We start from the raw sequence: 22,698 nt of genomic DNA, 5'->3' as shown, positions 1-22,698 counted from the left end.
CTCTGACCATGAGCGACGGAACCAACGAGCCGGTGCCCCACCTCGATCAGGAGGTCATCGAGTTCGCGCACAAGATGTTCGACCTGGCCCGGGCGGGGGACGCCGAGCAGCTGCTCGCCTACGTCGACGCCGGGCTTCCGGTGAACCTCACCGACCCCCAGGGCAACACGCTGCTGATGCTGGCCGCCTACCACGGGCAGGCTGCGGTGGTCGCCGGCCTGGCCGAGCGCGGCGCCGACATCGAGCGCACCAACGACCGCGGGCAGACGCCGCTGGCCGGCGCCGTCTTCAAGGGCGACCAGGACGTCATCGACCTCCTGGTGCGGCTGGGTGCCGACCTCGACGCCGGTCACCCGACGGCGCGCGAGACCGCCGCCATGTTCGGGCGCACGATCCCCGGCGCCACCGGGCCCGTCATTCCGGGATCCGACGCCGAAGGGCCCGACAGGGAAGGTCCGGCCGAGTAGCGTCTGGGCTCGTGCGCTTCCTCCACGACGCGGTTCCGCCCTACGAGCTGACCTACGACGACGTCTTCATGCTCCCGCGCCACTCCGGCGTCGCCAGCCGGTACGACGTGGACCTGGCCACCCAGGACGGGAGCGGCGCGACGATCCCGGTCGTGGTCTCCAACATGACGGCGATCGCCGGCAAGCGGATGGCCGAGACCGTGGCCCGGCGCGGGGGCCTGGTCGTCATCCCCCAGGACATCCCGGTCCCGGTCGTGGCCGACGTCGTGTCCTGGGTCAAGCGACGGCACCTGGTCTTCGACACCGCGATCGAGCTCGCCCCCCACCAGACGGTCGCCGAGGCGCTCTCGCTGATCCCCAAGCGGTCCCACCGGGCCGCGGTCGTCGTCGAGGACCGGCGGCCGATCGGCGTGGTCACCGAGGCCGACTGCGCGGATGTGGACCGGTTCGCCCAGGTGCGCGATGTCATGGGTCCGGTGGAGGTCACCCTGGACGCCGGGATCGACCCGCGCTCCGCGTTCGACGCCCTCGACCGGGCCCGGGTCGCGGTGGCGGTCGGCGTCGACGGCGACGGTCGGCTGGTCGGCGTGCTGACCCGGGCGGCCGCGGTCCGCGCGACCCTCTACGAGCCCGCCGTCGACGCCCGCGCAGGACTGCGGGTGGCTGCGGCCGTCGGGGTCACCGGCGACGTGGCCGAGCGGGCGGCGCAGCTGCTCGCCACCGGCGTGGACTGCCTCGTGGTCGACACCGCCCACGGCGACCAGGACCGGATGGTCGAGGCGCTGCGCGCGGTGCGCGCCCTGGACCCGCAGGTCCCGGTCGCGGCCGGCAACGTCGTCTCGGCGGACGGCACCCGCACCCTGGTCGAGGCCGGGGCCGACATCGTCAAGGTCGGGGTGGGCCCGGGGGCGATGTGCACGACCCGGATGATGACCGGCGTCGGCCGCCCGCAGTTCTCCGCGGTCCTGGAGTGCGCCGCTGCCGCCCGCGACCTCGGTGCCCACGTGTGGGCCGACGGGGGAGTGCGCCACCCCCGCGACGTCGCGCTGGCCCTGGCCGCGGGCGCCTCCAGCGTGATGATCGGCTCCTGGTTCGCCGGGACCCACGAGTCGCCCGGCGACCTGCTCGACGACGTCGACGGCCGCGCGTACAAGGTCTCCTTCGGCATGGCCTCCGCCCGCGCGGTCGTGCACCGCACCTCCGGCGAGTCGGCGTACGACCGGGCCCGCAAGGCGCTCTACGAGGAGGGGATCTCCTCCTCGCGGATGTACCTGGACCCGACCCGGCCGGGCGTCGAGGACCTCATCGACGAGATCTGCGCCGGCGTCCGGTCGGCCTGCACCTACGCGGGCGCTCGCAACCTCGCCGAGCTGCACGCCCGCGCCGTGGTGGGCGTGCAGTCCGCGGCGGGCTTCAGCGAGGGACGACCTCTGGCGACGTCGTGGTAGCCGCCTGCGGGTCCCCGTCGGCCGGGTCCTCGGCGACGTGGGAGCCGGCTGGCGTCGGCTCGATCGAGAGCACGAAGTCGTCGCCGTGCTCGGTGACGCCGGCGATGACGGCCTGCTCGACCGCCTCACGGGCGTAGACCCGGCGCAGCACGACGGGGTCGGTGCGCAGATCCTTCACCAGCGCGACCGCGAGGCCGATCATGACCAGCACGAACGGCAGCGCTGCCACGATCGTGATCGACTGCAGACCGCTCAGCGCGTCGTTGCCGCCGACCAGCAGCATCACCGCCGCCACGGCGCCGGTCGCGACACCCCAGAAGATCACGGTGGCGCGCCGCGGAGCCGTGGTCCCGCGCTCGGACAGGGTGCCCATCACGATCGAGGCCGCGTCGGCTCCGGAGATGAAGAAGATCGCGATGAGGACCATGACGACGATGCTGGTGAAGGTCGCCACCGGGTAGGCCTCCAAGAGGCTGAAGAGCTGCCCCTCGGTGCTGCCCTCGCCAGCGATGTCGGCGGCGCCGGTCTGCTGCAGGCGCAGGGCCGAGCCGCCGAAGATGCAGAACCACACCAGGCTGACCATGCTCGGCACCAGCAGGACGCCGGAGACGAACTGGCGGATGGTGCGACCGCGCGAGATGCGGGCGATGAACATGCCGACGAACGGCGTCCAGGACAGCCACCAGGCCCAGTAGAAGATGGTCCAGGACTCCAGCCAGGCGCTGGTGTCGGCGCCCTGGGCCCCGGTGCGGCCGACCATGGTCGGCAGGTCGGCGAGGTAGGTGCCGATCGTGCTCGGGACCAGGTTGAGGATGAACACGGTGGGTCCGACCAGGAACACGAACACCGCCAGGCTGAGCGCCAGGACCATGTTGATGTTCGAGAGCCACTGGATGCCGCGGGCGATCCCCGAGACGGCCGAGGCGATGAACGCGATCGTCAGGACCGCGATCACGATGACCAGGGCGCCGTTGCCGATCTCGCCGATGCCGCCGACGATCTCGATGCCGCTGCCGATCTGGAGGGCACCGAGCCCCAGGGACGCGGCGGAGCCGAAGAGCGTCGCGAAGATCGCGAGCATGTCGATGACCTTGCCGGCCGGGCCGTGGGCGTGCCGTCCGAGGATCGGCTCGAACGCCGCGGAGATCAGCTGGACGCGGCCCTTGCGGTAGACGCCGTAGGCGACGGCGAGCCCGACCACTGCGTAGATGGCCCACGGGTGCAGCGTCCAGTGGAACAGCGTGGTCGACAGCGCCGTCTCCATCGCCTCGGCCTCACTGCCGCCCTCGGTGCCTGGGGGCGGGGTGATCAGGTGGCTGATCGGCTCGCTGACGCCGAAGAACATCAGGCCGATGCCCATCCCGGCGCTGAACATCATCGCGACCCAGGAGGCGGTCCGGAACTCGGGCTCCTCGTCGTCCCGGCCCAGGGTGATCCCCCCGAACCGGCTCAGGGCCAGCCACAGGACGAAGACGACGAAGCCGCTGGCGGTGAGCACGAACAGCCAGCCGGTGTTGGCGATGGTCCAGCTCAGGGACTCGTTGGCGACCTTCGACAACGACGCGGTGCTGACGAAGCCCCAGATCAGGAACGCCACCGCGAGCCCGGCGGTGACGCCGAACACGACGCGGTCGAGGCGGGGAGACTTGGCCCTGCTGGCCGTCGGGCTGGCCTCGCGGTCGAGCACGGGGTGAGGGACGCGGTCCTCGACCGGCTGGTTCGCCGCCTCACGCAGACGCTGGGTCGGGCTGGCCTTGGGGTCAGTTTGTCGGGATCTCACACTCCTTCTTACTACCTCGACCGGGGGCCGGACCCAAGCGGTACCGCCGCGACGTGAGGTCATTCACGCGAGCTGCGTGCGGTCCGCCCGCGGACGATGCCGATGAACGTCTGCACCCGCTCGTCCTCGTTGTCGACCAGCCACGCCAGGCCGATCGTCGTCGGCGGCAGGTCGCTGACCGGGCGCTGCACGACGTCCTTGCGGTGGTGCAGGCGGGCCACCGACATCGGGACGATCAGGATCCCGGTGCCGCCGGCGACGACCTCGACCGCGTCCCGCATCGACATCGGCGGCCAGTCCAGCTGGTCGGCCGACGGCGTCCACCCCGACGCGTGCGGGAGGACCAGCTGCTCGCCGTCCAGATCGTCCAGGGTCACCTCGTCGGCCACGCTGACCAGGTGGTCCTGGCCGGCCACGACGACCGGGACCTCGTCGTACAACGGGATGCAGTGCAGCCCGTCCCGGTCGACGGGCAGCCGCACCAGGCACATGTCCAGGCTGCCGTCGCGCAGCCCACGCTCCTGGTCGGCCTCCGTGACCGGGACGAGCTCCAGCGGGTCCTGGCTGCGCCGCCGCCAGATGCCGGCCCACTTGTCGGGGGTGGCGCCGGTGACGAAGCCGACGCGGAAAGGGGCGGATCGCTCAGGAGGCACGGGCGCAGCCTAGGGGAGCCCGGCTAGCCGAGCTTGCCGAGCAGCTCCCGGTTGAAGGCCGGGATGTCGTCGGGCTTGCGGCTGGTCACCAGGTTGCCGTCGACGACGACCTCGCGGTCCACCCAGCTGCCGCCGGCGTTGCGGACGTCGGTCTGCAGGCTCGGCCACGAGGTCAGCTCCCGGCCGCGCACGACGTCGGCCTCGATGAGCACCCAGATTGCGTGGCAGATCGCGGCGACCGGCTTGCCGGAGGCCGCGAAGTCGCGGACGAACGCGACGGCCGCCTCGTTCATCCGCAGGGCGTCCGGGTTCGGTACGCCGCCGGGCAGGACCAGCGCGGCGTAGTCCGCGACGTCGGCGTCGTCGACGACCACGTCGACCCCGAAGGTGTCGGCCGGGTCCAGGTGGTTGAAGGCCTGGACCTTGCCGGCCTCGGTGCTGATCAGGACCGGGGTGGCGCCCGCCTTCTCGGCGGCCTCCCACGGCCCGGTGAGCTCGACCTGCTCGATCCCCTCGGTCGCTACCAGGAACGCGATCTTCGTACCGGTCAGGTCCGTCACGATGGTCCTCCTTCTGTGAAGCGGTGGTGCTCTGTCGGGGAGCCGGTAGCCACGGGGTCCTGGGACAAACCGCCTACGCTCGCGCCCGTGACGGTTCCCACGCCCGGTCCCACGGCCGGCGTCTTCCGCGCGCCGATGCGCAGCCGCCGCGACGACGTCGACCCCGGGCTGGCCCTGGAGCGCGCCCTGGACCTGGGGCTCGTCGGCATCGGCGGGCGGCTGGCCCCGGCCCCCACGACCTGGGCCGACGCGCTGCGGCGCACCGCGGTGGAGCACGGCGAGCGCGTCGCGGCCCGGCTCGAGCGGTTCGCCGCGGTGCCGGACGGCGCGGTCGTGTGGACCCGGGACCGGGACGGGCGCTGCCGCAGCGGAACCATCACCGGCGGGTGGCGCTACGACCCAGCCCCCGCGGCGTACGACGCGGACCTGGTCCACGTCCGGCCGTGCCGGTGGGCCGCGGCGGTCGAGGAGCACCGGGCCCCCGCAGCCGTGGTCGCGACCTTCGCCCGCGGCGGGCGGAACTTCCAGCGGATCCGCGCGCTCGGCTGAGCGGCGTCCCCAATACCGAGGATCCGCACGCCGACGCGGCCCCGGCTCCGGCCGCCGTCCGTAGTCTCGCTCGCGCCGGTGCCACCGGCCCCGTGGGGTGGCGCCGGACCGGCCCGCCCCTCGCCCCCCATGCGAGGGGCGGGCCTGCTCGGGCAGGAACCGGGGCCAGCGGCGAGTCCGAACGGGCGGCGCCGTTCGCCCATCGGGGGTATTGCCAACGCGGGCCCGCGGTTGCAACGTTGGAAAACATGTGGAGCTCCCTCCGGCGCGCCGGCGCCCGTCCTGTCTGCACCCGGTCGCACCTGGGGCCCGCCGCGCTGGCGACGGCGGTCCTGGCAGCACTCCTCTCCGCGGCCCCCACCTCTGCGGCCCCCGCCCCGGCCGCCCCCGCAGCCCCCGCCCCCGCGGCCGCGGCGGCGCCAGCCGCGGAGCTGCCGGCGCCACCGGGCAGACGTGGGCGAGGGACCTACGAGAACCCGCTCGCCCCGGACCTGCCCGGGGCCGGCACCGTCGACAGCTGCGCCGATCCTGCCGTGCTGCGCGGCCAGCGCCCCGGCGAGCGCCAGTGGTGGTACCTCTACTGCACCACCGACCCGCTCAACGACGAGGACGTCGACGAGCAGGGCGAGCCGGTCTTCCACCCGATCCCGATGCTGCGCTCGCGCAACCTCGTCGACTGGCGCTACGTGGGGGACGCGCTGCCGAGCCCGCCGGACTGGGCCGCCGAGGGCGCCGGCATCTGGGCCCCGGACGTGGCCTACTCGCGGGCCACCCGTCGCTACTACCTGACCTTCGTCGTCACCGACACCGACGACGCGCTGCGCGGGCCCGACGCCTGCGCATCCACCGGCGACAGCGCCATCGGGGTGGCCGTGAGCGCCAGTCCCACCGGCCCGTGGCAGGTCTCCGACACGCCGGTCGTCCCGCCCCGGCCGGACCCGGCCGCCGAGTGCGGCTTCTTCTGGACCTTCGACCCCGACGTGCTCGGTGAGGGCGCCGACCCGGTCGGGCGCAGCAGCGTCCTCTACTACGGCAGCTACTACGGCGGCGTGCACGGGACCCCTGTGCGGTTCGAGCCCGACGGGATCTCGACGACGGGGGCGCCGACCCAGGTCGCCATCGGCAACCGGTACGAGGGTTCGCACGTCGTCCGGCGAGGCCGCTGGCACTACCTGTTCGGCTCGGCGACCAACTGCTGCAACGGCCCGCTGACGGCGTACGGCGTGTTCGCCGGCCGGTCCCGCAGCCCGCTGGGGCCGTTCGTGGACCGCGAGGGGCGCTCGCTGCTGGCCGGGCGGGTCGGTGGGACCCCCGTGCTCCTGCCCAACGGGAACCGGTGGGTCGGCACCGGTCACAACACCGTCTTCACCGACGCGGCCGGGCAGTGGTGGACGGTCTACCACGCCGTCGACGAGCGCGACCCGTACTTCCCGTTCGGGGTGCCGAGCCCGGCGGAGACCGACGAGCGGCAGTCCCTCCCGGCTCGCACCGACACGACCCGGCGCCGGACGGACCGGGCGACGCTGGCGGCGGAGGAGGCCCGGTTCACCAAGCGGCCGGCGCTGCTGGACCGCCTCACCTGGGACCGCGGGTGGCCCGAGGTGCGGGCGGGCCGCTGGGCCTCCGACGACCGGGAGCCCGCGCCGGTGGTGCGACCGCGGCAGGGCGCCGACCGGCCCCCGGCCCCGGTCCGCCCGCTCCGCCTCGGGCGCGAGCTTGGTGGCTACCGCGACGACTTCGGCGACGGGCTCGACTCCGCCTGGAGCTGGGTCCGGGAGCCGGACCCGACCACCTACCAGGTGAGCGGCGGGGCGCTGCGCTGGCAGACCCAGCCCGGGGACCTGGCCCGGGAGGTCAACACCGCCTCGGTGCTCACCCGCCCGGCGCCGCGCGGCGACTTCGCCGTGCAGACCCGGGTCCGCCTGGACCTGCCGCCCGAGGGCTGCTGCCAGAACTACGTCCAGGCGGGGCTGCTGGCCTACGCCGACGACGACCGGTTCCTCAAGCTGGCCCACGTCTCGATCTGGGAGACCCGCCAGACCGAGTGGGCGATCGAGGTGCCGCCCGGCCCACCCGGCTACCCGCGGTACGGCAACGGCGTGGTCGGACCGCCCGGCGAGACCACCACGCTGCGGATCGCCGTGCAGCGGCGTCCGGGCCGGGACCGGTTCACCGCGTTCACCCGCCAGGACGGCGGACGCTGGGTGCGCGGCGGGACCTGGCGCCACGAGCTCGGTGCGGCGGACCGGATCGGCCTGGTCTCGATGGGCGGGGCCGGCTACACCGCGGAGTTCCGCGGGGTACGGGCCTGGCGGCTGCGGGCCCGCTGACCGCGGGTCACGGGACGGTCGGGCTCGCGTGGCTGGACTCGCGCACGCGCAGCTCGAAGCCGGCGCGCACGTCGCGGGGCGGCAGCTCGGACCCGCCGGGCTCGAGCCGCTCGGCGAGCATCCGCACCGCACTGCGGGCGATGCCCTCCTTGTCCGGCGCGACGCTGGTCAGCCTCGGCACCGACCACCGGCCCTCGGCGACGTCGTCGATGCCGACGACAGCGACGTCGTGGGGCACCCGGATGCCGCGGTCGGCCAGCACCCGCAGGGCGCCGAGCGCCAGGGTGTCGTTGAAGCACAGCACGCCGTCGGGGCGCGTGCCCCGGTCCAGGAGCGCGGCCATGGCGCTCGCACCCTGTTCGCGGCCGAAGCTCGACACCTCGCCGAGGTGACGGTCGTCGACGGGCAGGCCCGCGTGCCGCAGCGCCTCCGCCCACCCGCGGCGCCGCAGGTGGGCGACGCCGGACCGGGCCCCGTCCTCGGGCTGGTGCCCCAGTGCGGCGATCCTGGTCCGGCCCTGGGCGATGAGGTGCTCGGTGGCGACGCGGGCCGCCGCGACGTTGTCGATGGCGACGTGGTCGGCCGACCCGGTGGTCAGCCGCTCGCCCAGCAGCACCAGGGGGATCGCTGCGGGTCCGCGCTCGTCGAGGTCGCGGGCGTCGAGGGCGAGCGGGCTGAGGATCAGGCCGTCGATCAGGTGGTGCGGAAAGCCGGAGGCCACCGCCTGCTCACGCTCGCGTTCGCCCTCGGTCTGGTCGACCAGGACCGTCCACCCGCGCTCCGCGGCGGCCTGGACCACGAAGCCGGCGAGCTCGGCGAAGTAGGGGTTGTCGAGCTCGGGGAGGGCCAGCGCGATCAGGCCGGTGCGTCCAACGCGCAGGTTCCGCGCCGACAGGTTGGGCCGGTAGCCGGTCTCGTCGAGGACCGCCTGGACCTTGGCACGGGTGGCGGGGGAGACGTGCTGGTAGCCGTTGACGACGTTGCTCACGGTCTTGACCGAGACCCCGGCCCGGGCGGCGACGTCCCGCAGGCGTACCCGCTCGGCCCTCGCCCCCATGCGACTCCTCCCTCAGGACGCGCCTCGCGGCGCCTCGGCCGGCAGCGCCGAGCGCTCCGTGGCGGCCGGTGGCTCGACGGGCCGAGGCTACTGGTCGCGCCACCTCAGATCCGGCACGGACACGGTTCTTTACAACGATGCAAATTCCGTTGTACAACGCTGGTGTGACTACCGCCACACTCACGATCGACCCGGGCTTCCGCGTGGGTCCCGTCGACCCCCGCCTGTTCGGGTCGTTCGTCGAGCACATGGGCCGCTGCGTCTACACCGGCATCCACGAGCTCGGTCACCCCGACGCCGACGAGCGGGGCTTCCGCGGGGACGTCCTGGAGCTGGTCCGGGAGCTGGGCCCGACGATCGTGCGCTACCCGGGCGGGAACTTCGTCTCGGGCTACCGCTGGGAGGACGGGATCGGGCCGGTCGAGGACCGGCCGCGCCGCCTGGACCTGGCCTGGCGGGCGCTGGAGTCCAACCGGGTCGGCGTCGACGAGTTCGTCGCGTGGTGCCGCAGCGCCGCGGTGGAGCCGATGCTGGCGGTGAACCTCGGGACCCGCGGGGTCCGGGAGGCCGTGGAGCTCCTCGAGTACTGCAACCACCCGGAGGGCACCTACTGGTCGGACCTGCGCCGCAGCCACGGCGCCAAGGAGCCCCACGACGTCCGCGTCTGGTGCCTGGGCAACGAGCTGGACGGCCCCTGGCAGATCGGGCAGAAGACAGCCACCGAGTACGGCCGGCTCGCGCTGGAGACCGCGCACGCGATGCGCCGGGTCGATCCGCGGGTGGAGCTGGTGGCCTGCGGCAGCTCCAACACCCGGATCCCCACCTTCGCCACCTGGGAGGCCGCGGTCCTGGCGGAGTGCTACGACGTCGTGGACCACGTGTCTCTGCACCACTACGCCGACCCGACCGGCCGCAGCCTGGCCGAGCGCCTGGCCGGCGGTGCCGAGCTGGACCGGGCCATCGAGGACATCGTCGCGACCGCCGACCACATCGGTGCCCGGCGCAAGTCCCGGCACCGGCTGGGGGTCGCCGTCGACGAGTGGAACGTCTGGTACCAGGCCGGGTTCGGCGGCGAGGCAGCGTTGGACTGGGCCGAGGAGCGGCGCCTGATCGAGGACACCTACGACGTCGCCGACGCGGTCGTGGTCGGCAGCCTGCTGGTGACCCTGCTGCGCCACGCCGACCGGGTCTCGATCGCCTGCCAGGCCCAGCTGGTCAACGTAATCGCGCCGATCCGCACCGAGCCGGGCGGGCCGGCCTGGCGCCAGACGATCTTCCACCCCTTCGCCCAGGCCGCCGCCCACGCGCGCGGGGAGGTGCTGCTCCTGGAGCCGCAGGTCCCCAGCTACGACGCCGGGGAGCACGGCGACGTACCGCTCCTGGACGCGACAGCGACCTACGACGAGGACAGCGGGGCGCTGACCCTGTTGGCCGTCAACCGCTCCACGACCGATGCGCTGGACCTGACCGCGCAGCTGCGCGGCTTCCCCGGCCACCGGCTGATCGAGGCCACCGCGCTCACGGCCGGCACCGCACCCGAGGCGGCCCGCACCACCAACACGGCCTCGGCGCCCGACGCCGTGGTCCCGGTCCGCAACGAGCGGGCCCGACTCGCGGACGGCCGGCTCGAGGTGAGCCTGCCGCCCGTGTCCTGGAACGTCGTCCGGCTCGGGCCGGACCCCCACCGCGCTCCGCCCGACGCCCGCTGATCCCCAGGAGGCCACCATGCACCGCTCGCCGCTCTTCGTCCCGACCCGGTCGGGCCTGACCCGTCGTGGGTTCCTCACCGTCACCGCCGGTGGCCTGTTGCTCGCCGGCTGCGGCGGTGGCGAGGGGGTCGGCGGGCAACGCGACCAGGAGGGCGTCGGGGGCTTCTCGGGCGAGGCCTACGACGGCCCGGCGCTGAGCCTCGCCTACTGGAACGGCTTCACCGGAGGCGACGGCCCGGCCATGCAGCAGCTGGTGGCCAGCTTCATGAGCGCCCACGACAACATCTCGCTGAAGAACAACACAGTGGAGTGGGCGGACTTCTACCAGCGCCTGCCCGCCGCCGCGAACGCCGGCAAGGGGCCCGACGTCGGCGCCATGCACCTGGACCAGCTGGCGACCAACGCGGCCCGCCAGGTGATCGCGCCGGTCGACGACCTCGCCGAGGCCCTCGGCCTGGCGGAGTCCGACTTCGCGCCCTCGGTGTGGGGGCCCGGCATCTACCAGGACGATCGCTACGGCGTCCCGCTGGACGTGCACACGATCGCGATGTACTACAACCAGGACCACTTCACGAAGGCCGGCATCACCGAGGCGCCCACCGACGCGGCGAGCCTCGACGAGGCGTGCCAGGCGCTGCAGCAGGCCGGCATCCAGAACCCGTTCTGGATGCCGAACCAGTGGCCGGCGCACCTGATGTTCCTCTCGCTGCTCTGGCAGTTCGGCGGGGAGCCGTACGCCGAGGACGGCTCGGAGGCGACCTACGACGACGAGGCCGGCGAGCAGGCCCTGGCCTGGATGCGCGACCAGGTCGACAAGGGCTACAGCCCCGACAACGTCGACATCGACACCCAGTACGTCGCGTTCAAGAACGGCCAGAACTCGATCACCTGGGACGGCATCTGGCAGATCAACGACCTGCAGGAGTCGGGGATCAACTACGGCATCGCCCAGATCCCGGTCATCGGCGACGAGGCGGCGGCCTGGGGGAACTCCCACAACTTCTTCATGAGCGAGCAGGCGGCCGGCGACGAGAACCGGGCGAACGCGGCCAAGACGTTCATCGGCTGGATGTCCGACCAGTCGGCGTCCTGGTCGCAGGCGGGGATGATCCCGGCCCGCAACTCGGTGCGCGAGCAGACGGAGTTCACCGACTCCGTCCAGTACGGCATCCGCGAGCAGATCGACACCCTGCACTTCCTGCCGCCGGTGCCCGGGCTCGGCGACGTCCAGATCCCGACCCTCGAGGTCGCGGTCAACGAGGCAGTGCTCGGCAAGACCTCGCCCGCCGACGCGCTGTCCACCCAGGCCGGCAACGCCAGCAAGATGATGCAGGAGAACCTCGAGAAGTTCGGGAGCTGAGATGACCGCCACGGTCACCAAGGCGGTCCCGGACCCGGCCCGGGACCGGGTCGGGAAGCCGCCGCCCGCCCGCCGGCGCGGGGACGGCCTGGTGGCGTGGGTCTTCCTGGCGCCCTACCTCGTGCTGTTCACCGTCTTCGTGCTGGCGCCGATCGTCCTGGGCCTGTGGATCAGCTTGCACAGCTGGGACTTCACGCTGCCCAACAAGCCATTCGTCGGCCTGGACAACTACACGGCGCTCTTCGACCCGGGCTCGGTGTCCTTCGACCCGTTCTGGAACTCGATGCAGGCCACCGGCATCTTCACGCTGTTCAGCGTCCCGCTGCTGATCGTGGTGCCGCTGGCGGTCGCCATGGTGATGAACCAGCGGTTCCGCGGCCGCAACGTGTTCCGGGCGATCTACTTCGCGCCGTACGTCCTGGGCGTGGCGGTGGTCGGCGTGATGTGGCGCTTCCTGCTGGACCGCAACATCGGCGCCGTCAACTCCTACCTCGGTGCGCTGGGCCTGCCCGACGACATCGCGTGGCTGAGCTCGGTGCCGCCGGCCTGGGTGGCCCTGGTGGGCGTCACGGTGTGGTGGACGCTGGGGTTCAACGCGGTGATCTACATCGCCGGGCTCCAGGACATCCCCCGCGAGCTCTACGAGGCGGCGACCATGGACGGCGCCGGGTGGTGGGCCCAGTTCCGCAACGTCACGCTGCCCTCGCTGCGACCGGTCACGATGTTCGTCACGCTGATCACGATCATCTCCTCGGCCAACATGTTCGGCCAGTCGTTCCTGATGACCAACGGCGCCCCGGCCCGGGAGACCCAGACCGCGATCTTCTACATCGCCGAGACCGGGCTGCAGAACTTCCAGATGGGCCAGGCGGCGGCGATGAGCTGGATCCTGACCCTGGCGCTGATGGTGCTCTCGGTCGTGGTGTTCGCGATCTTCCGGCTCCGCGGCAGCCTGGAGTCGTCGTGAGGTCCGCGGTGCGCGCCCTGCGCTACGGGCTGCTGGTCGTCCTGACCGCGCTGTTCGTGAGCCCGCTGCTCTTCATGCTGGTGACGTCGTTCAAGACCTCCCAGCAGGCAGTGGAGACCCCACCCACCTGGTGGCCGGACCCGTTCACGCTCCAGGCCTACGACCGCATCCTCCAGGCCGCGGACACCCCGGTCCTGCGGTGGTTCCTGAACTCGATGCTGGCCGCGGCGGCCAACGCGCTGCTCGTCGTTGCCACCTCCGCGCTGGCGGCGTACGCACTGGCGAGGCTGGAGTTCCGGGGCAAGCGGATCGTCTTCGCGCTGATCATCTCGACGCTGTTCGTGCCGCCGGTGATCCTGGTGATCCCCAACTACGAGATCGTCGGCCGGCTGTACTGGCTGGACACGCTGCTGGCGATCATCGTGCCGACCGCCGCCGGCGCCTTCGGGGTGTTCTTCCTGCGCCAGTTCTTCGCCCAGCTGCCACGCGAGCTGGAGGAGTCGGCCTACCTCGACGGGGCCAACCGGTGGCAGATCTTCTTCCGGATCGTGCTGCCGCTGTCCAAGCCGGCGCTCGCCACGCTCGCGCTGCTGTCGTTCCTGACCAACTGGAACGACTTCCTGTGGCCGGTCTACGTGCTGTTCAGCCCGGAGAACCAGACCCTGCAGGCCGGCCTGTCCACGCTGCAGTCGGCCAACAGCGTCCGCTACGACCTGCTGATGGCCGGCGCCGTGGTCGCCAGCGTGCCGGTGCTGCTGCTCTACCTGGTGGCGCAGCGGTTCGTCATCGAGGGTGTCTCCCGGTCCGGGCTGAAGGGATGATGACCCAGGTCCGGACCACGCGCCGGGTGCTGCTGGTGGGCGGCGCGGCGGTGGGGCTGGCCGCCTGCACCGACACCGGCACGACCGACTCGCCCCGGGCCGGCGGGTCCGGTGCCGGGACCTCCACAGCCGCCCAGGAGGCCGCCATCTTCGACCTCAGCTTCACCACGACCGAGCAGTTCCGGCCCTTCGAGCTGGTCGCTCCCGGGTTCGTGGCGACCGAGGCCGCGCGCCGCGACGCGGCTGCCCTGGAGCGCGCCGACGGGGGACCGGCGGCTCCGTGGGCGGCGGTCGAGCTGCGGGTCCGGGCGGGGGACGGCGGGAGCGCCGTCGCCGGGCTCGCCACGGCCGGCGGTGACCAGGTGCTGGTCAGGTGGTCGGCCGCCAGCGGCACGGTCTCGCTCCAGGTCCGCCTGGCAGGGCGCAGCCGGGTGCTGCGGCGCCGCCGGGTCGCGGCGGCCGCGACCGGGGAGCTGGGGCTGGCGTTCGCGCTGTGCGAGAACCAGGTGACCGCTCTCGTCGACACCGGGGACGGGTGGCAGCCGGTGCTGACCGAGCGCGACAAGGTCGCCGAGCTCGTCGACCTGCGCCGCGAGGACGTGCTCGGCGAGTACCGCTACGCCTGGGGCGGGCGGGACGCCGACCTGGACGTCCGCGCGGGACTCTTCGGCATGGCCGGGCTGCGGGACCCGCACCTGGTCCAGAACTCCGACGGCACGCCGTACCTGCGCGCGGGGCGGCTGCACCTGACCTGGACCTGCGCCGGGCTGGGGTTCTTCCAGCAGGCGCACTGGACGGTGTGGTCCCTGGACCCGGCGGACCCGACCGACCTGCGGCTGGAGGCGCAGCTGTTCAGCCGCCGCGACGGCCTGGTGCTCGGTGACCACGCCGGCCAGCTGGTGCGCGACGGCGAGCAGTGGCTGGTGGCGACCAGCTCGTGGGGCGACTTCGAGCCCGGGTCCATCCACGTGCGGCACACGACGACCGAGGCCGACCTGCTGCGCGGGGTGCACGTGCTCGACACCGAGCCGACGCCGCTGCCGACCGAGCACGGCAGCTGGGACCCTGGCCTGATCCGCGTGGACGACGCCTGGCACGTGGCGTTCGTCGAGAGTCCCTCCCAGGACCCGTTCGACTTCCATCCGGCCCTGGCCCGGACCACGTCTCGCGACTGGTCCGAGGGGCTGGAGCCGGTCGCCGCGGCCACCGACAGGCACCAGTGCGAGGGGCCGGTGCTGGCGACGGTGGGGGACCGGACCTGGCTGCTGGCCAGCGACGCAGATGAGCGGGCGTACCCCGTCTTCGACCTCGACGGCCGCCCCGCCGGGCGGCTCGACGCGCCGTACCCGACGAACATCCCGCACCCCCAGCTGGTGCCGGGCCCGGCCGGCGGCTGGTGGCTGGTGACCTTCGACGGCACCCAGTACGCCGAGGACGTCGTGGGGTACGGCGGCCACGGCGACGTGGTGGTCATGCACGCGGCAGGGACGAGCGTCCCCGCCGGCAACGGAGCAGGCGCCCCGGCGCCGGAGGAGGACTGAGATGGCGTCGGTGACCTACCGCAACGCGCAGCGGATCTACCCCGGGAGCACGGCTCCGGCCGTCGACCGGCTCGACCTGGAGATCGCCGACGGCGAGTGCATGGTGCTGGTCGGCCCCTCGGGCTGCGGCAAGTCGACCTCGCTGCGGATGCTGGCGGGCCTGGAGGAGGTGACCGAGGGGACGATCCTGATCGGGGACCGCGACGTCACCGACGTGCCCGCCAAGGACCGCGACATCGCGATGGTCTTCCAGAACTACGCGCTGTACCCGCACATGAGCGTGGCCGACAACATGGCGTTCTCGCTGAAGATGGCCAAGGTGCCGAAGGACGAGCGTCGCACCCGGGTGCTGGAGGCGGCCCGGCTGCTGGACCTGGAGCCGTACCTGGAGCGCAAGCCGAAGGCGCTCTCGGGCGGGCAGCGTCAGCGGGTCGCGATGGGCCGGGCGATCGTGCGCCAGCCGCAGGTCTTCTGCATGGACGAGCCGCTGTCGAACCTGGACGCGAAGCTGCGGGTCTCCACCCGCACCCAGATCGCGTCCCTGCAGCAGCGGCTGGGCATCACGACCGTCTACGTCACCCACGACCAGGTCGAGGCGATGACGATGGGGGACCGGGTCGCGGTGATGAAGGACGGCGTCCTGCAGCAGGTCGACGCCCCGCTGGGCCTCTACGACCGGCCGGTCAACCTGTTCGTCGCCGGGTTCATCGGCTCACCGGCCATGAACCTGATCCGGGCCACCGTCGGTCCCGACGGCGCCCGGATCGGGGAGTACGTCGTACCCATCACGCGGGACGCGGCCGCCCAGGCCGGCGGGAACATCACCGTCGGCGTCCGCCCGGAGGCCTGGCGGGTCGTCGGACCCGGCGTCGGTGGCCTGCCGGTCACCGTGACAGTGGTCGAGGAGCTGGGCGCGGACGCGTTCGTGTACGGCACCAGCGACGTGGAGGGCACCCCGAGCGCGCTGGTGCTGCGCATCGACGGCCGGCAGCCGCTGCGCAAGGGCGAGACCGTCCACGTGACCACCGACCCCGACCGGGTGCACATCTTCGACACCGAGACCGGCGCCCGCCTGGACGGGTGAGGGGAGCTGCGGGCCGCCTGACGGCCCGGCTCACCCCCGGCCCCGCCCGTTGCCCCGATCGCTGCCCCGATCGCTGCCCCGATCGCTGCAAATCACCGGTTCCTGCTTGGCCTGGGGGACCGGTGCTGGAAGGGTCGGAGGCGGAGGTACAGCGTGGACTTCGGGATCGTCGGACTTCAGACGGCGCCGACCCGCGCTCCCACGACCACGGCGGCGACCCTCGCCGCCCTCGACTCGCTAGCGGCCGCCCATGCCCCCGACAACCACCTGGTCGTGACGCCCGAGCTGGCCCTGACCGGCTACGGGCCCAGACCGCCGAGCGTCCTCCCCGACACCGCCGTGCTCGACAGCCTCTGCGCGACGGCGGCCCGCCACGACGTGGCGCTCGTGGTCGGCCATGCGCTCGTCGTCGACGGTGCGGTGCGCAACGCCGCGGTGGTGATCGACCGCCGCGGCCGGCTCCGGGCCGTCCACGTCAAGGCGCACCTGTTCGGGGACGAGCGCCGGTGGTTCGCTGCGGGTGACGGCCCGCCGGCCGTCGTCGACCTCGACGGGCTCCGGGTGGCCGTCGCGATCTGCTACGACGCGGAGTTCCCGGAGTATCTCCGGATGGTCGCCGACGACGTCGACCTCGTCGTCGTGCCCGCTGTGCTGTTCGGTCCCGCGGCGGCCGTCCGCCCGGTGCTCGAGCTGGTGGTCCCGGCACGGGCCTGGGAGTCGCGGTGCTACGTCCTCTACGTCAACGTGGCCGGCGACCCGGTCACGGAGGGCGCGGGGTCGAGCCTCCTCGCCGCACCCGACGGGACGGTCCAGGTCGCCTGCGGCCCGGCGCCCGGGGTGCTGCGGGGGACGGTGCGGACCGACGCGGTGGCGGCCGCGCGCGCCGAGCTGCCCTATCTGCGCGACCGGCGGCCCGCGCTCTACGCCGGCCACGCCGGCGGACCCCCTGACGGTGTCCCGGCCACGAGGGCCGGGACACGGATCAACGAGCGGCACCGGCACTCGGAGGAGACTCAGCCATGATCGACGCATTCGTCACGATCGGCATCGGACCGTGGGACATCGAGCTGGGACTGCTCGCCTGGGTGGTGGTCCCCCTGCTGGTCGTCGTCGTGGTCTACAACGTGCTGAAGAACTGAGCCCGCTCGGCGCCGGGCGAGAGCCGCGGACCGACCCAGGTCGGTGCGGTCGGCGGCGCGGGATGCCGCGAACTGTGCAACCGTCCCGCGGGTCGCCTCGACGGATCCCCGGACGTCGAGCCTGGGTGGGTGGCCACCCTCAGCACCCCTGACGGCAGCTGGACCTTCGCCGAGGTCGAGCGCCGGGCGCTGGCGCACGCCGAGCGGGCCGCGGCCCTCGGAGTGGGTCCGGGCAGCCGGGTCGCCCTCAAGGCGGCCAACTCGGCAGCCTGGCTCGCCTGGTTCCTGGGCCTGGCCCAGGCGGCGGCCTCGATCGTGCTCGTGGACGCCCGGACACCACACGCGCTCACCGCCCGCCGGCTGGCCGCCACCGGCGCCGACCTGCTCGTGACCGACGAGCCGGGCCCCTGGGCGGGTCGGATCCTGCGGGTGGACCCCCTCGGTGCGGGCGCGACTGGCGTGGCCTGCGACAGCCGGCCGCCCGACGCCCTGGACCTCCGCCGCTGGTGCTCGATGCCCGACGCCCTGGTGATGGCCTCGGGTGGCTCGACCGGCGACCCGAAGCCCGTCGCCAAGTCGGGGGCCGCGTTCCTGGCCAACCTCGACGCCAACATCGAGGCGATGGGGCACCGGCGCGACGATGTCTTCTGGCCGGCCCTGCCGCTGCCGCACCAGTACGGGCTGGGGATCGCGATGATCGCCTGGAGGCTGGACGCGGACCTGGTGGTGTGCCCCGCCGAACGGCTCGACGTCGGCCTCCGGCTCGCCGCGGCCGCGGGCGCGACGGTCCTCGACGCCACCCCGGCCACCTGGCGCACGCTGCTCGCGCTGGCCGACCGGCGTCCCGCCTTCGCGCAGGCCCTGGCGCGCGTGCGCCTTCCCTGCAGCGGCGCCGCCCCGCTCCCGCCCGCCCTGGCCGAGTGCGGCCGCCGGCGCTTCGGCGTACCGCTGCTCGACAGCTACGGCAGCACCGAGCTCGGCAACCTGACCTTCGCGGTGCCGGACCACCCGACCGGCTGCGGGCCGCCGGTCCGCGGGGTGCGGCTGCAGGTCCGGGCCGGCGACGGTCGGGTCCTGCCGGCGGGCGAGGTCGGGGAGATCCACGTCTGCTACGAGCACGTGATGTCCGGATACCTCGTCGGCGACGGCATCGACCCGCCCCCGGCCCCGGATGGCTGGTGCCCGACGGGCGACCTCGGCAGCATCGACGCCGACGGGGCGCTGCACCTGGTCGGCCGCGCCGAGGCGCTGCGTCGCGGCCGCACCCTGACCTATCCGGCCGCTGTCGAGCACCGGCTCCGGCAGGCCGGGGTGCCCGGGTCGGTCGTGGTGGTGGGCGACCACCGCCGCGGGCGGCTCGTGTGCTTCGCCGAGGCTCGCTCGCCGGAGCAGCGCGATCTCGTACGACGGCTCGTGGGGACCGTGTGCGTCGGCGACCACGAGATCGACGACCTGCGTCTCGTGGCGGCGATGCCCTGCAACCTCAACGGCAAGCCGGACCGGGCCGGGCTCCTGCGCCAGCTGGACCCCGACGAGGCGGGTCACGGGGACCCGAGCGTCGACCAGGACGCCTCGTGACGGCTCCCGACTTCCCGTTCGACCACGTCGGCTGGCTGGAGAGCCCGCACGGGATCGGCCGCGTCGGCGAGCAGCACCTCGGGCGCTCCGTCGCGGTCATCGGTGCCGGCATCGCCGGCACCGTCGCGGCGGACGCGCTGTGCGCCGTCGGCCTCCGGCCCGTGGTGTACGACGGGGTCGGCGTGGGTGGCCGGATGCGGTCGGTGCCGCTGCGCGCCGACGACCCCTATCCGGCCGAGCTGGGCGCGATGCGGTTCTCCCGGCGTGACGCGCTCGTCGGGCACTACCTGCGGGCGGTCGGGCTGCGGACCTACCCGTTCCCGAACCCGCTCTCCGCGGCGGCGCCGCGGGCCCTGGTCGACGTCGGCGGCGTACGCCGGGTCGTCACCCGCGGTGCACTGCCCGGCGACCTCGCGGCCGTCGACCGGGCCTGGCGCGCCACTGTCGAGGACGTCGCGGACATGCGCCTGGTGAGGGACGCCCTGGCCGAGCGCGACACCGGCACGGTGACCCGGATCTGGCCGAAGATCGTGCGTGCGCTGGACGAGGTGTCGCTGCGGTCGGTGCTGCTCGAGTCGCCGTACTTCGCCGACCGGGCGAGCCGGGAGCTGTTCGGCCACGTCGGCTTCGGCAGCGGCGGGTGGGACACGGACTTCGACAACAGCGTGCTCGAGGCGCTCCGGATCGTGGCGGCCGGACTCGACACCGACCACGTCGGCGTCGTCGGCGGATGCCAGCAGCTGCCCCGACGGCTGTGGCACCGGACCCGCGCCGCCACCGGGCAGGCGGAGCTGGGCGGCGAGGTCGCCTCGATCGTGCGCGACGGCGCGGGACTCCTCGTCACCGAGCGCTCGGGGCGCAGCACCCGGCACGCGGCGGTGGTGAGCACCGCGCCGGTGCGTCACCTCCTGCTGCGGCTGCGGGTCGCCGAGGAGCTCCTCACGCCGGACCTGGTCCGAGCCGCCGAGGGCATCCACTACATGGCGTCCTCGAAGGTCCTCGTCCCGGTCGACCGGGCGTACTGGCTGGACCCGGGCCCTCCCCGGCTGCTGACCACGCTGACCGACCGGCACCCGCGCGCGGTGTACCTGTTCGGGGAGACGGCCGACGGACCCGGCACGGTGTGCCTGTCCTACACGTGGAACGACGACGCGGACGTGTTCCGGGGCATCGATGCCGAGGACCGGGCCGAGGCCTGCCTGCGCTACCTCGACGGCGTCCTGCCCGGACACGGGGTCCGTGAGCACCGTCGCGGCCCCGCCGTCGCGGTCACCTGGGACGAGCAACGCGGCTGCGTCGACGCGTTCAGCCAGAACCTGCCGGGGCAGTACGCCCTGCAGCGCGGCCTCTACTGCGACTTCGTGCGCTCGCGGCCGCCCGGGTTCGGGTTCTACGTCGCGGGCGACGACGTCTCGTGGACCGGGGGCTTCGCCGGAGGCGCCATCAGCACCGCGCTCAACGCGGTGTGGGCGGTGACCCGGCACCTCCAGGGCTCCTGCCCGGTGGCGAACCCGGGGCCGGGGGACCGGTACGCCGAGCTGGCACCGGTCGAGCTGTGAGCGGGCTCAGGTGAGCGTTGCCACCGCGGCGACGTGCTGCCCGGCCGCGGTCCACCAGCCGGTCACCCGCCACGGCGTACCGCCCGCGGGGTCGCGGACGGCGGCCCCGAACGTGCCGTCCTCGCGCAGCGTGACCCGGATGTCGCGGTAGCCGAGCGGGCTTCGCAGCGTCGGGTGCACGGCCTTGTACGTCGCCTCCTTCACCGCGAACCCGGCCACCCCTCCGAACGCCCCGGCGACCGACTCGACGGTTCGCCGCTCCTCGTCGTCGAGCAGGATGACGACCTGCTCGCGACCCAGCGGCGAGCGGCGCGCGACGTCGACGCCCACGCCCCGCAGGTCGGTCGAGACCGCGGCCGCCGCGAGGTCCGGGACGTGGCTGATGCTCCCCACCAGGCCGGTCGGCCAGCGGGGCGCGCCCAGCTCGTCGGCACCGAGGCCGGCCACGGGCACACCGCAGGCTGCAAGGGCCTCGCGCGCCATCCGACGCCCGACCGCGAACTGCGCCCGGCGGGCGGGCGGCGCGCCCGCGACCAGGGGCGCCTCGGCGTCCGGAAGCGGGGCCAGGGCATCGACCGGCACGTCGACGGGCGCGGCCCGCAGAACGACACCGCCGAGGAGGACGTCAGCGGCCAGGAGCGCCAGCGAGCCGGCCGGCGGTCGGGCCGGGTCGCCCGAGCACGGTGACGGCTGCTGCATGAGGAGTCCTCGGCTGCGACTGTTGCGTGGATTGGCGGCACTCTCGTGCGATGCCGGCGCCCGGATCGCCGGTCGGAACACACTGCCATATGAAGTTCGAAGCGATCGTCAAGGATCTGGTCGAGGAGCTTCGCACCTCCTCGACCACCGCCACGTCGGGCAGCCAGTCGGCCGGCTCGTCCCCGAGCTCCTCGGGTGCCTCCACCGAGGCGCTGATCGCCGCCGGGACCGCGCTCGCCAAGGAGATCGTCACCCAGGTCGTCGAGTCGGTGGAGCGGATGCGCTCCGGCGCGCCGCGGACGCCCGGCGCCGCGGAAGCGGAGGAGAAGGCGTCGCCCGGACGTGGCAGCAGCGAGATCGAGGCGCTCGTGCGCCGCGTGATCGCCCAGGCGCGGGAGCTGGCCTCCCAGGACCGGGCCGACCTGGTGCGCCAGCTCGCCCGCCCGGACCTGCTGCTGACCGCTCGGGGGCGTGCCCCGAAGGACCGGGACGAGGTCCGCGGGCGCGTCGAGCTGTGAGCACCCAAGCGGCACCCGCGCCCCCTGCGGTCGTCCGGCACGAGGCCTTCGGGGTCGGGCCGGTCCCGCCGCGGACCTTCGTGCACGTCGGCGCGGACCCGGTGAGCGTCGAGTTCGTCGAGGGACTGACCGAGGTGCAGGTCGACGTCGCCCCGGGCGCCGTGTTCGAGGCGGGTGCGCCGTACGAACGCCTGCTGCGGCTGGTCCGTGGAGCCGCGATCGGCGGCGGCACGGAGTCGCCCGAGGGGCTGCGCGCCTACCTGCTCTCGACCACGGAGGTCACCTTCTCGTCCTTCGACAACCGGCTGGTCGTGCGCAGCCCGCAGCGTGGGGCCGTGCGATTCGGCACCGTCGCCCTCACGGTGCGGGCACCCGCCGGGGGCGAGCTCGTCGTCCGCGGTGACGTGGTGCGCTTGCAGGTCACCGGAACTGCCGGCGCGATCCGCGTCAAGGCGCGCCGCGGCGACGTCAGCGCCGCGTCGGCACACAGCGTCGACCTGCGCCTCGGCCAGGGCCGGGCGTCGCTCGGCACGGTCCACGGTGCCGTGGTCGCCGACCTGCACGGAGCGTCGCTCGACGTCGCCGACCTGGCCGGCGCCGCCGAGGTCGTCTCCTCGCGCGGCACCGTCGCCCTCACCCTGCGTTCGGGCGGTGCGGTCGAGCTGGCCCTCGCGACCGATGGCGCGGTCGACGTCTCGGACCTCCCGCCGGTCCTCCGGACGCCCAGCCCCGAGGACGGCACGCAGTCCCCAGACCGGCCCGCGGCGCGCCGGATCTGCGTGGTCTCCAGCACCGGTGACGTCCGGGTCTCCCGCAGGGGGACACCCGAGCCCGCGCCGGGGGAGCCAGATCTCCCGTGACCGCGACCGACGACCGAGA

The 22,698-nt window shown here is 73.7% G+C and carries 20 protein-coding genes; 15 read left to right on the top strand and 5 right to left on the bottom strand.

Annotation, left to right across the window (positions count from 1 at the left end; genetic code table 11):
- The first annotated feature begins 8 nt into the window (after positions 1 to 8).
- Positions 9 to 467, top strand: a complete 459-nt coding sequence (locus EBO35_RS10190; RefSeq protein ID WP_122817615.1) for an ankyrin repeat domain-containing protein — start codon at positions 9 to 11, stop codon at positions 465 to 467.
- 11 nt (positions 468 to 478) lie between these two features.
- Positions 479 to 1,915, top strand: a complete 1,437-nt coding sequence (locus tag EBO35_RS10185; RefSeq protein ID WP_122817614.1) for a GuaB1 family IMP dehydrogenase-related protein — start codon at positions 479 to 481, stop codon at positions 1,913 to 1,915.
- On the opposite strand, the gene EBO35_RS10180 is transcribed toward EBO35_RS10185, so the two are convergent.
- The 3 genes from EBO35_RS10180 to EBO35_RS10170 form a co-directional block, all read right to left on the bottom strand.
- Positions 1,881 to 3,602, bottom strand: coding sequence for a BCCT family transporter (locus EBO35_RS10180; protein ID WP_241153637.1), 1,722 nt, complete (start codon positions 3,600 to 3,602; stop codon positions 1,881 to 1,883). The genes EBO35_RS10185 and EBO35_RS10180 overlap by 35 nt on opposite strands.
- A gap of 152 nt (positions 3,603 to 3,754) precedes the next feature.
- Positions 3,755 to 4,348, bottom strand: a complete 594-nt coding sequence (locus EBO35_RS10175) for a LysR family substrate-binding domain-containing protein (RefSeq protein ID WP_122817612.1) — start codon at positions 4,346 to 4,348, stop codon at positions 3,755 to 3,757.
- Between the two features lie 23 nt (positions 4,349 to 4,371).
- On the bottom strand, positions 4,372 to 4,908 hold the full coding sequence (locus tag EBO35_RS10170) for a type 1 glutamine amidotransferase domain-containing protein (protein WP_206422531.1): 537 nt from the start codon (positions 4,906 to 4,908) through the stop codon (positions 4,372 to 4,374).
- Between the two features lie 87 nt (positions 4,909 to 4,995).
- Here EBO35_RS10170 and EBO35_RS10165 point away from each other — a divergent pair, with 87 nt between their 5' ends.
- Both EBO35_RS10165 and EBO35_RS10160 read left to right on the top strand, forming a co-directional pair.
- Complete coding sequence (locus EBO35_RS10165; protein ID WP_241153636.1) at positions 4,996 to 5,457, top strand: GAF domain-containing protein; 462 nt, start codon at positions 4,996 to 4,998, stop codon at positions 5,455 to 5,457.
- A gap of 248 nt (positions 5,458 to 5,705) precedes the next feature.
- Complete coding sequence (locus EBO35_RS10160; RefSeq protein WP_122817610.1) at positions 5,706 to 7,787, top strand: family 43 glycosylhydrolase; 2,082 nt, start codon at positions 5,706 to 5,708, stop codon at positions 7,785 to 7,787.
- Positions 7,788 to 7,794: 7 nt separating this feature from the next.
- On the opposite strand, the gene EBO35_RS10155 is transcribed toward EBO35_RS10160, so the two are convergent.
- On the bottom strand, positions 7,795 to 8,844 hold the full coding sequence (locus tag EBO35_RS10155; protein ID WP_122817609.1) for a LacI family DNA-binding transcriptional regulator: 1,050 nt from the start codon (positions 8,842 to 8,844) through the stop codon (positions 7,795 to 7,797).
- Positions 8,845 to 9,008: 164 nt separating this feature from the next.
- Here EBO35_RS10155 and arfA point away from each other — a divergent pair, with 164 nt between their 5' ends.
- The 9 genes from arfA to EBO35_RS10110 all read left to right on the top strand — a co-directional run bounded on the left by arfA (position 9,009) and on the right by EBO35_RS10110 (position 20,602).
- Entirely contained in the window at positions 9,009 to 10,553 is a 1,545-nt protein-coding gene (gene arfA / locus EBO35_RS10150; protein ID WP_241153635.1) for an arabinosylfuranosidase ArfA, read from the top strand.
- 16 nt (positions 10,554 to 10,569) lie between these two features.
- Positions 10,570 to 11,913, top strand: coding sequence for an ABC transporter substrate-binding protein (locus EBO35_RS10145; RefSeq protein WP_122817607.1), 1,344 nt, complete (start codon positions 10,570 to 10,572; stop codon positions 11,911 to 11,913).
- Between the two features lies 1 nt (position 11,914).
- Positions 11,915 to 12,880, top strand: a complete 966-nt coding sequence (locus tag EBO35_RS10140) for a carbohydrate ABC transporter permease (RefSeq protein WP_122817606.1) — start codon at positions 11,915 to 11,917, stop codon at positions 12,878 to 12,880.
- The gene (locus EBO35_RS10135; protein WP_241153634.1) at positions 12,877 to 13,701 is read left to right on the top strand and encodes a carbohydrate ABC transporter permease; all 825 of its coding nucleotides are present in this window, start codon (positions 12,877 to 12,879) and stop codon (positions 13,699 to 13,701) included. Before EBO35_RS10140 ends, EBO35_RS10135 begins: the two co-directional genes overlap by 4 nt.
- Positions 13,698 to 15,242 carry a hypothetical protein gene (locus EBO35_RS10130; protein WP_164477908.1) on the top strand — a complete coding sequence of 515 codons (1,545 nt, stop codon included), beginning with the start codon at positions 13,698 to 13,700 and terminating at the stop codon, positions 15,240 to 15,242. The genes EBO35_RS10135 and EBO35_RS10130 overlap by 4 nt, the downstream gene beginning before the upstream one ends.
- Position 15,243: 1 nt before the next feature.
- Positions 15,244 to 16,326: an ABC transporter ATP-binding protein gene (locus tag EBO35_RS10125; protein ID WP_122817604.1), complete on the top strand. Its 1,083-nt coding sequence runs from the start codon at positions 15,244 to 15,246 to the stop codon at positions 16,324 to 16,326.
- 153 nt (positions 16,327 to 16,479) lie between these two features.
- Positions 16,480 to 17,349 carry a nitrilase-related carbon-nitrogen hydrolase gene (locus EBO35_RS10120; RefSeq protein ID WP_164477907.1) on the top strand — a complete coding sequence of 290 codons (870 nt, stop codon included), beginning with the start codon at positions 16,480 to 16,482 and terminating at the stop codon, positions 17,347 to 17,349.
- 245 nt (positions 17,350 to 17,594) lie between these two features.
- Positions 17,595 to 19,043, top strand: a complete 1,449-nt coding sequence (locus tag EBO35_RS10115; protein WP_164477906.1) for a class I adenylate-forming enzyme family protein — start codon at positions 17,595 to 17,597, stop codon at positions 19,041 to 19,043.
- Entirely contained in the window at positions 19,040 to 20,602 is a 1,563-nt protein-coding gene (locus tag EBO35_RS10110; protein WP_164477905.1) for a flavin monoamine oxidase family protein, read from the top strand. Before EBO35_RS10115 ends, EBO35_RS10110 begins: the two co-directional genes overlap by 4 nt.
- Positions 20,603 to 20,608: 6 nt before the next feature.
- Here EBO35_RS10110 and EBO35_RS10105 read toward each other — a convergent pair whose 3' ends face one another.
- Complete coding sequence (locus EBO35_RS10105) at positions 20,609 to 21,301, bottom strand: 4'-phosphopantetheinyl transferase family protein (RefSeq protein ID WP_122817601.1); 693 nt, start codon at positions 21,299 to 21,301, stop codon at positions 20,609 to 20,611.
- 89 nt (positions 21,302 to 21,390) lie between these two features.
- Here EBO35_RS10105 and EBO35_RS10100 point away from each other — a divergent pair, with 89 nt between their 5' ends.
- Both EBO35_RS10100 and EBO35_RS10095 read left to right on the top strand, forming a co-directional pair.
- Complete coding sequence (locus tag EBO35_RS10100; protein ID WP_122817600.1) at positions 21,391 to 21,819, top strand: hypothetical protein; 429 nt, start codon at positions 21,391 to 21,393, stop codon at positions 21,817 to 21,819.
- Positions 21,816 to 22,679: a hypothetical protein gene (locus EBO35_RS10095; protein WP_122817599.1), complete on the top strand. Its 864-nt coding sequence runs from the start codon at positions 21,816 to 21,818 to the stop codon at positions 22,677 to 22,679. Before EBO35_RS10100 ends, EBO35_RS10095 begins: the two co-directional genes overlap by 4 nt.
- Positions 22,680 to 22,698 lie beyond the last annotated feature (19 nt).

It is taken from the genome of Nocardioides pantholopis, assembly GCF_003710085.1.
Classification (GTDB): Bacteria; Actinomycetota; Actinomycetes; order Propionibacteriales; family Nocardioidaceae; genus Nocardioides; species Nocardioides pantholopis.
Note: the sequence above shows the minus strand (reverse complement) of the source record. Positions and strands in the feature narration are given on the sequence as shown.

What these genes read in the sequence shown, in the direction of transcription:
- EBO35_RS10190 (WP_122817615.1), top strand. Translation starts at nt 9, where the DNA reads ATGAGCGACGGAACCAACGAGCCGGTGCCCCACCTCGATCAGGAGGTC.
- EBO35_RS10160 (WP_122817610.1), top strand. Translation starts at nt 5,706, where the DNA reads ATGTGGAGCTCCCTCCGGCGCGCCGGCGCCCGTCCTGTCTGCACCCGG.
- EBO35_RS10155 (WP_122817609.1), bottom strand. Translation starts at nt 8,844, where the DNA reads ATGGGGGCGAGGGCCGAGCGGGTACGCCTGCGGGACGTCGCCGCCCGG.
- EBO35_RS10145 (WP_122817607.1), top strand. Translation starts at nt 10,570, where the DNA reads ATGCACCGCTCGCCGCTCTTCGTCCCGACCCGGTCGGGCCTGACCCGT.
- EBO35_RS10140 (WP_122817606.1), top strand. Translation starts at nt 11,915, where the DNA reads ATGACCGCCACGGTCACCAAGGCGGTCCCGGACCCGGCCCGGGACCGG.
- EBO35_RS10130 (WP_164477908.1), top strand. Translation starts at nt 13,698, where the DNA reads ATGATGACCCAGGTCCGGACCACGCGCCGGGTGCTGCTGGTGGGCGGC.
- EBO35_RS10125 (WP_122817604.1), top strand. Translation starts at nt 15,244, where the DNA reads ATGGCGTCGGTGACCTACCGCAACGCGCAGCGGATCTACCCCGGGAGC.
- EBO35_RS10105 (WP_122817601.1), bottom strand. Translation starts at nt 21,301, where the DNA reads ATGCAGCAGCCGTCACCGTGCTCGGGCGACCCGGCCCGACCGCCGGCC.
- EBO35_RS10100 (WP_122817600.1), top strand. Translation starts at nt 21,391, where the DNA reads ATGAAGTTCGAAGCGATCGTCAAGGATCTGGTCGAGGAGCTTCGCACC.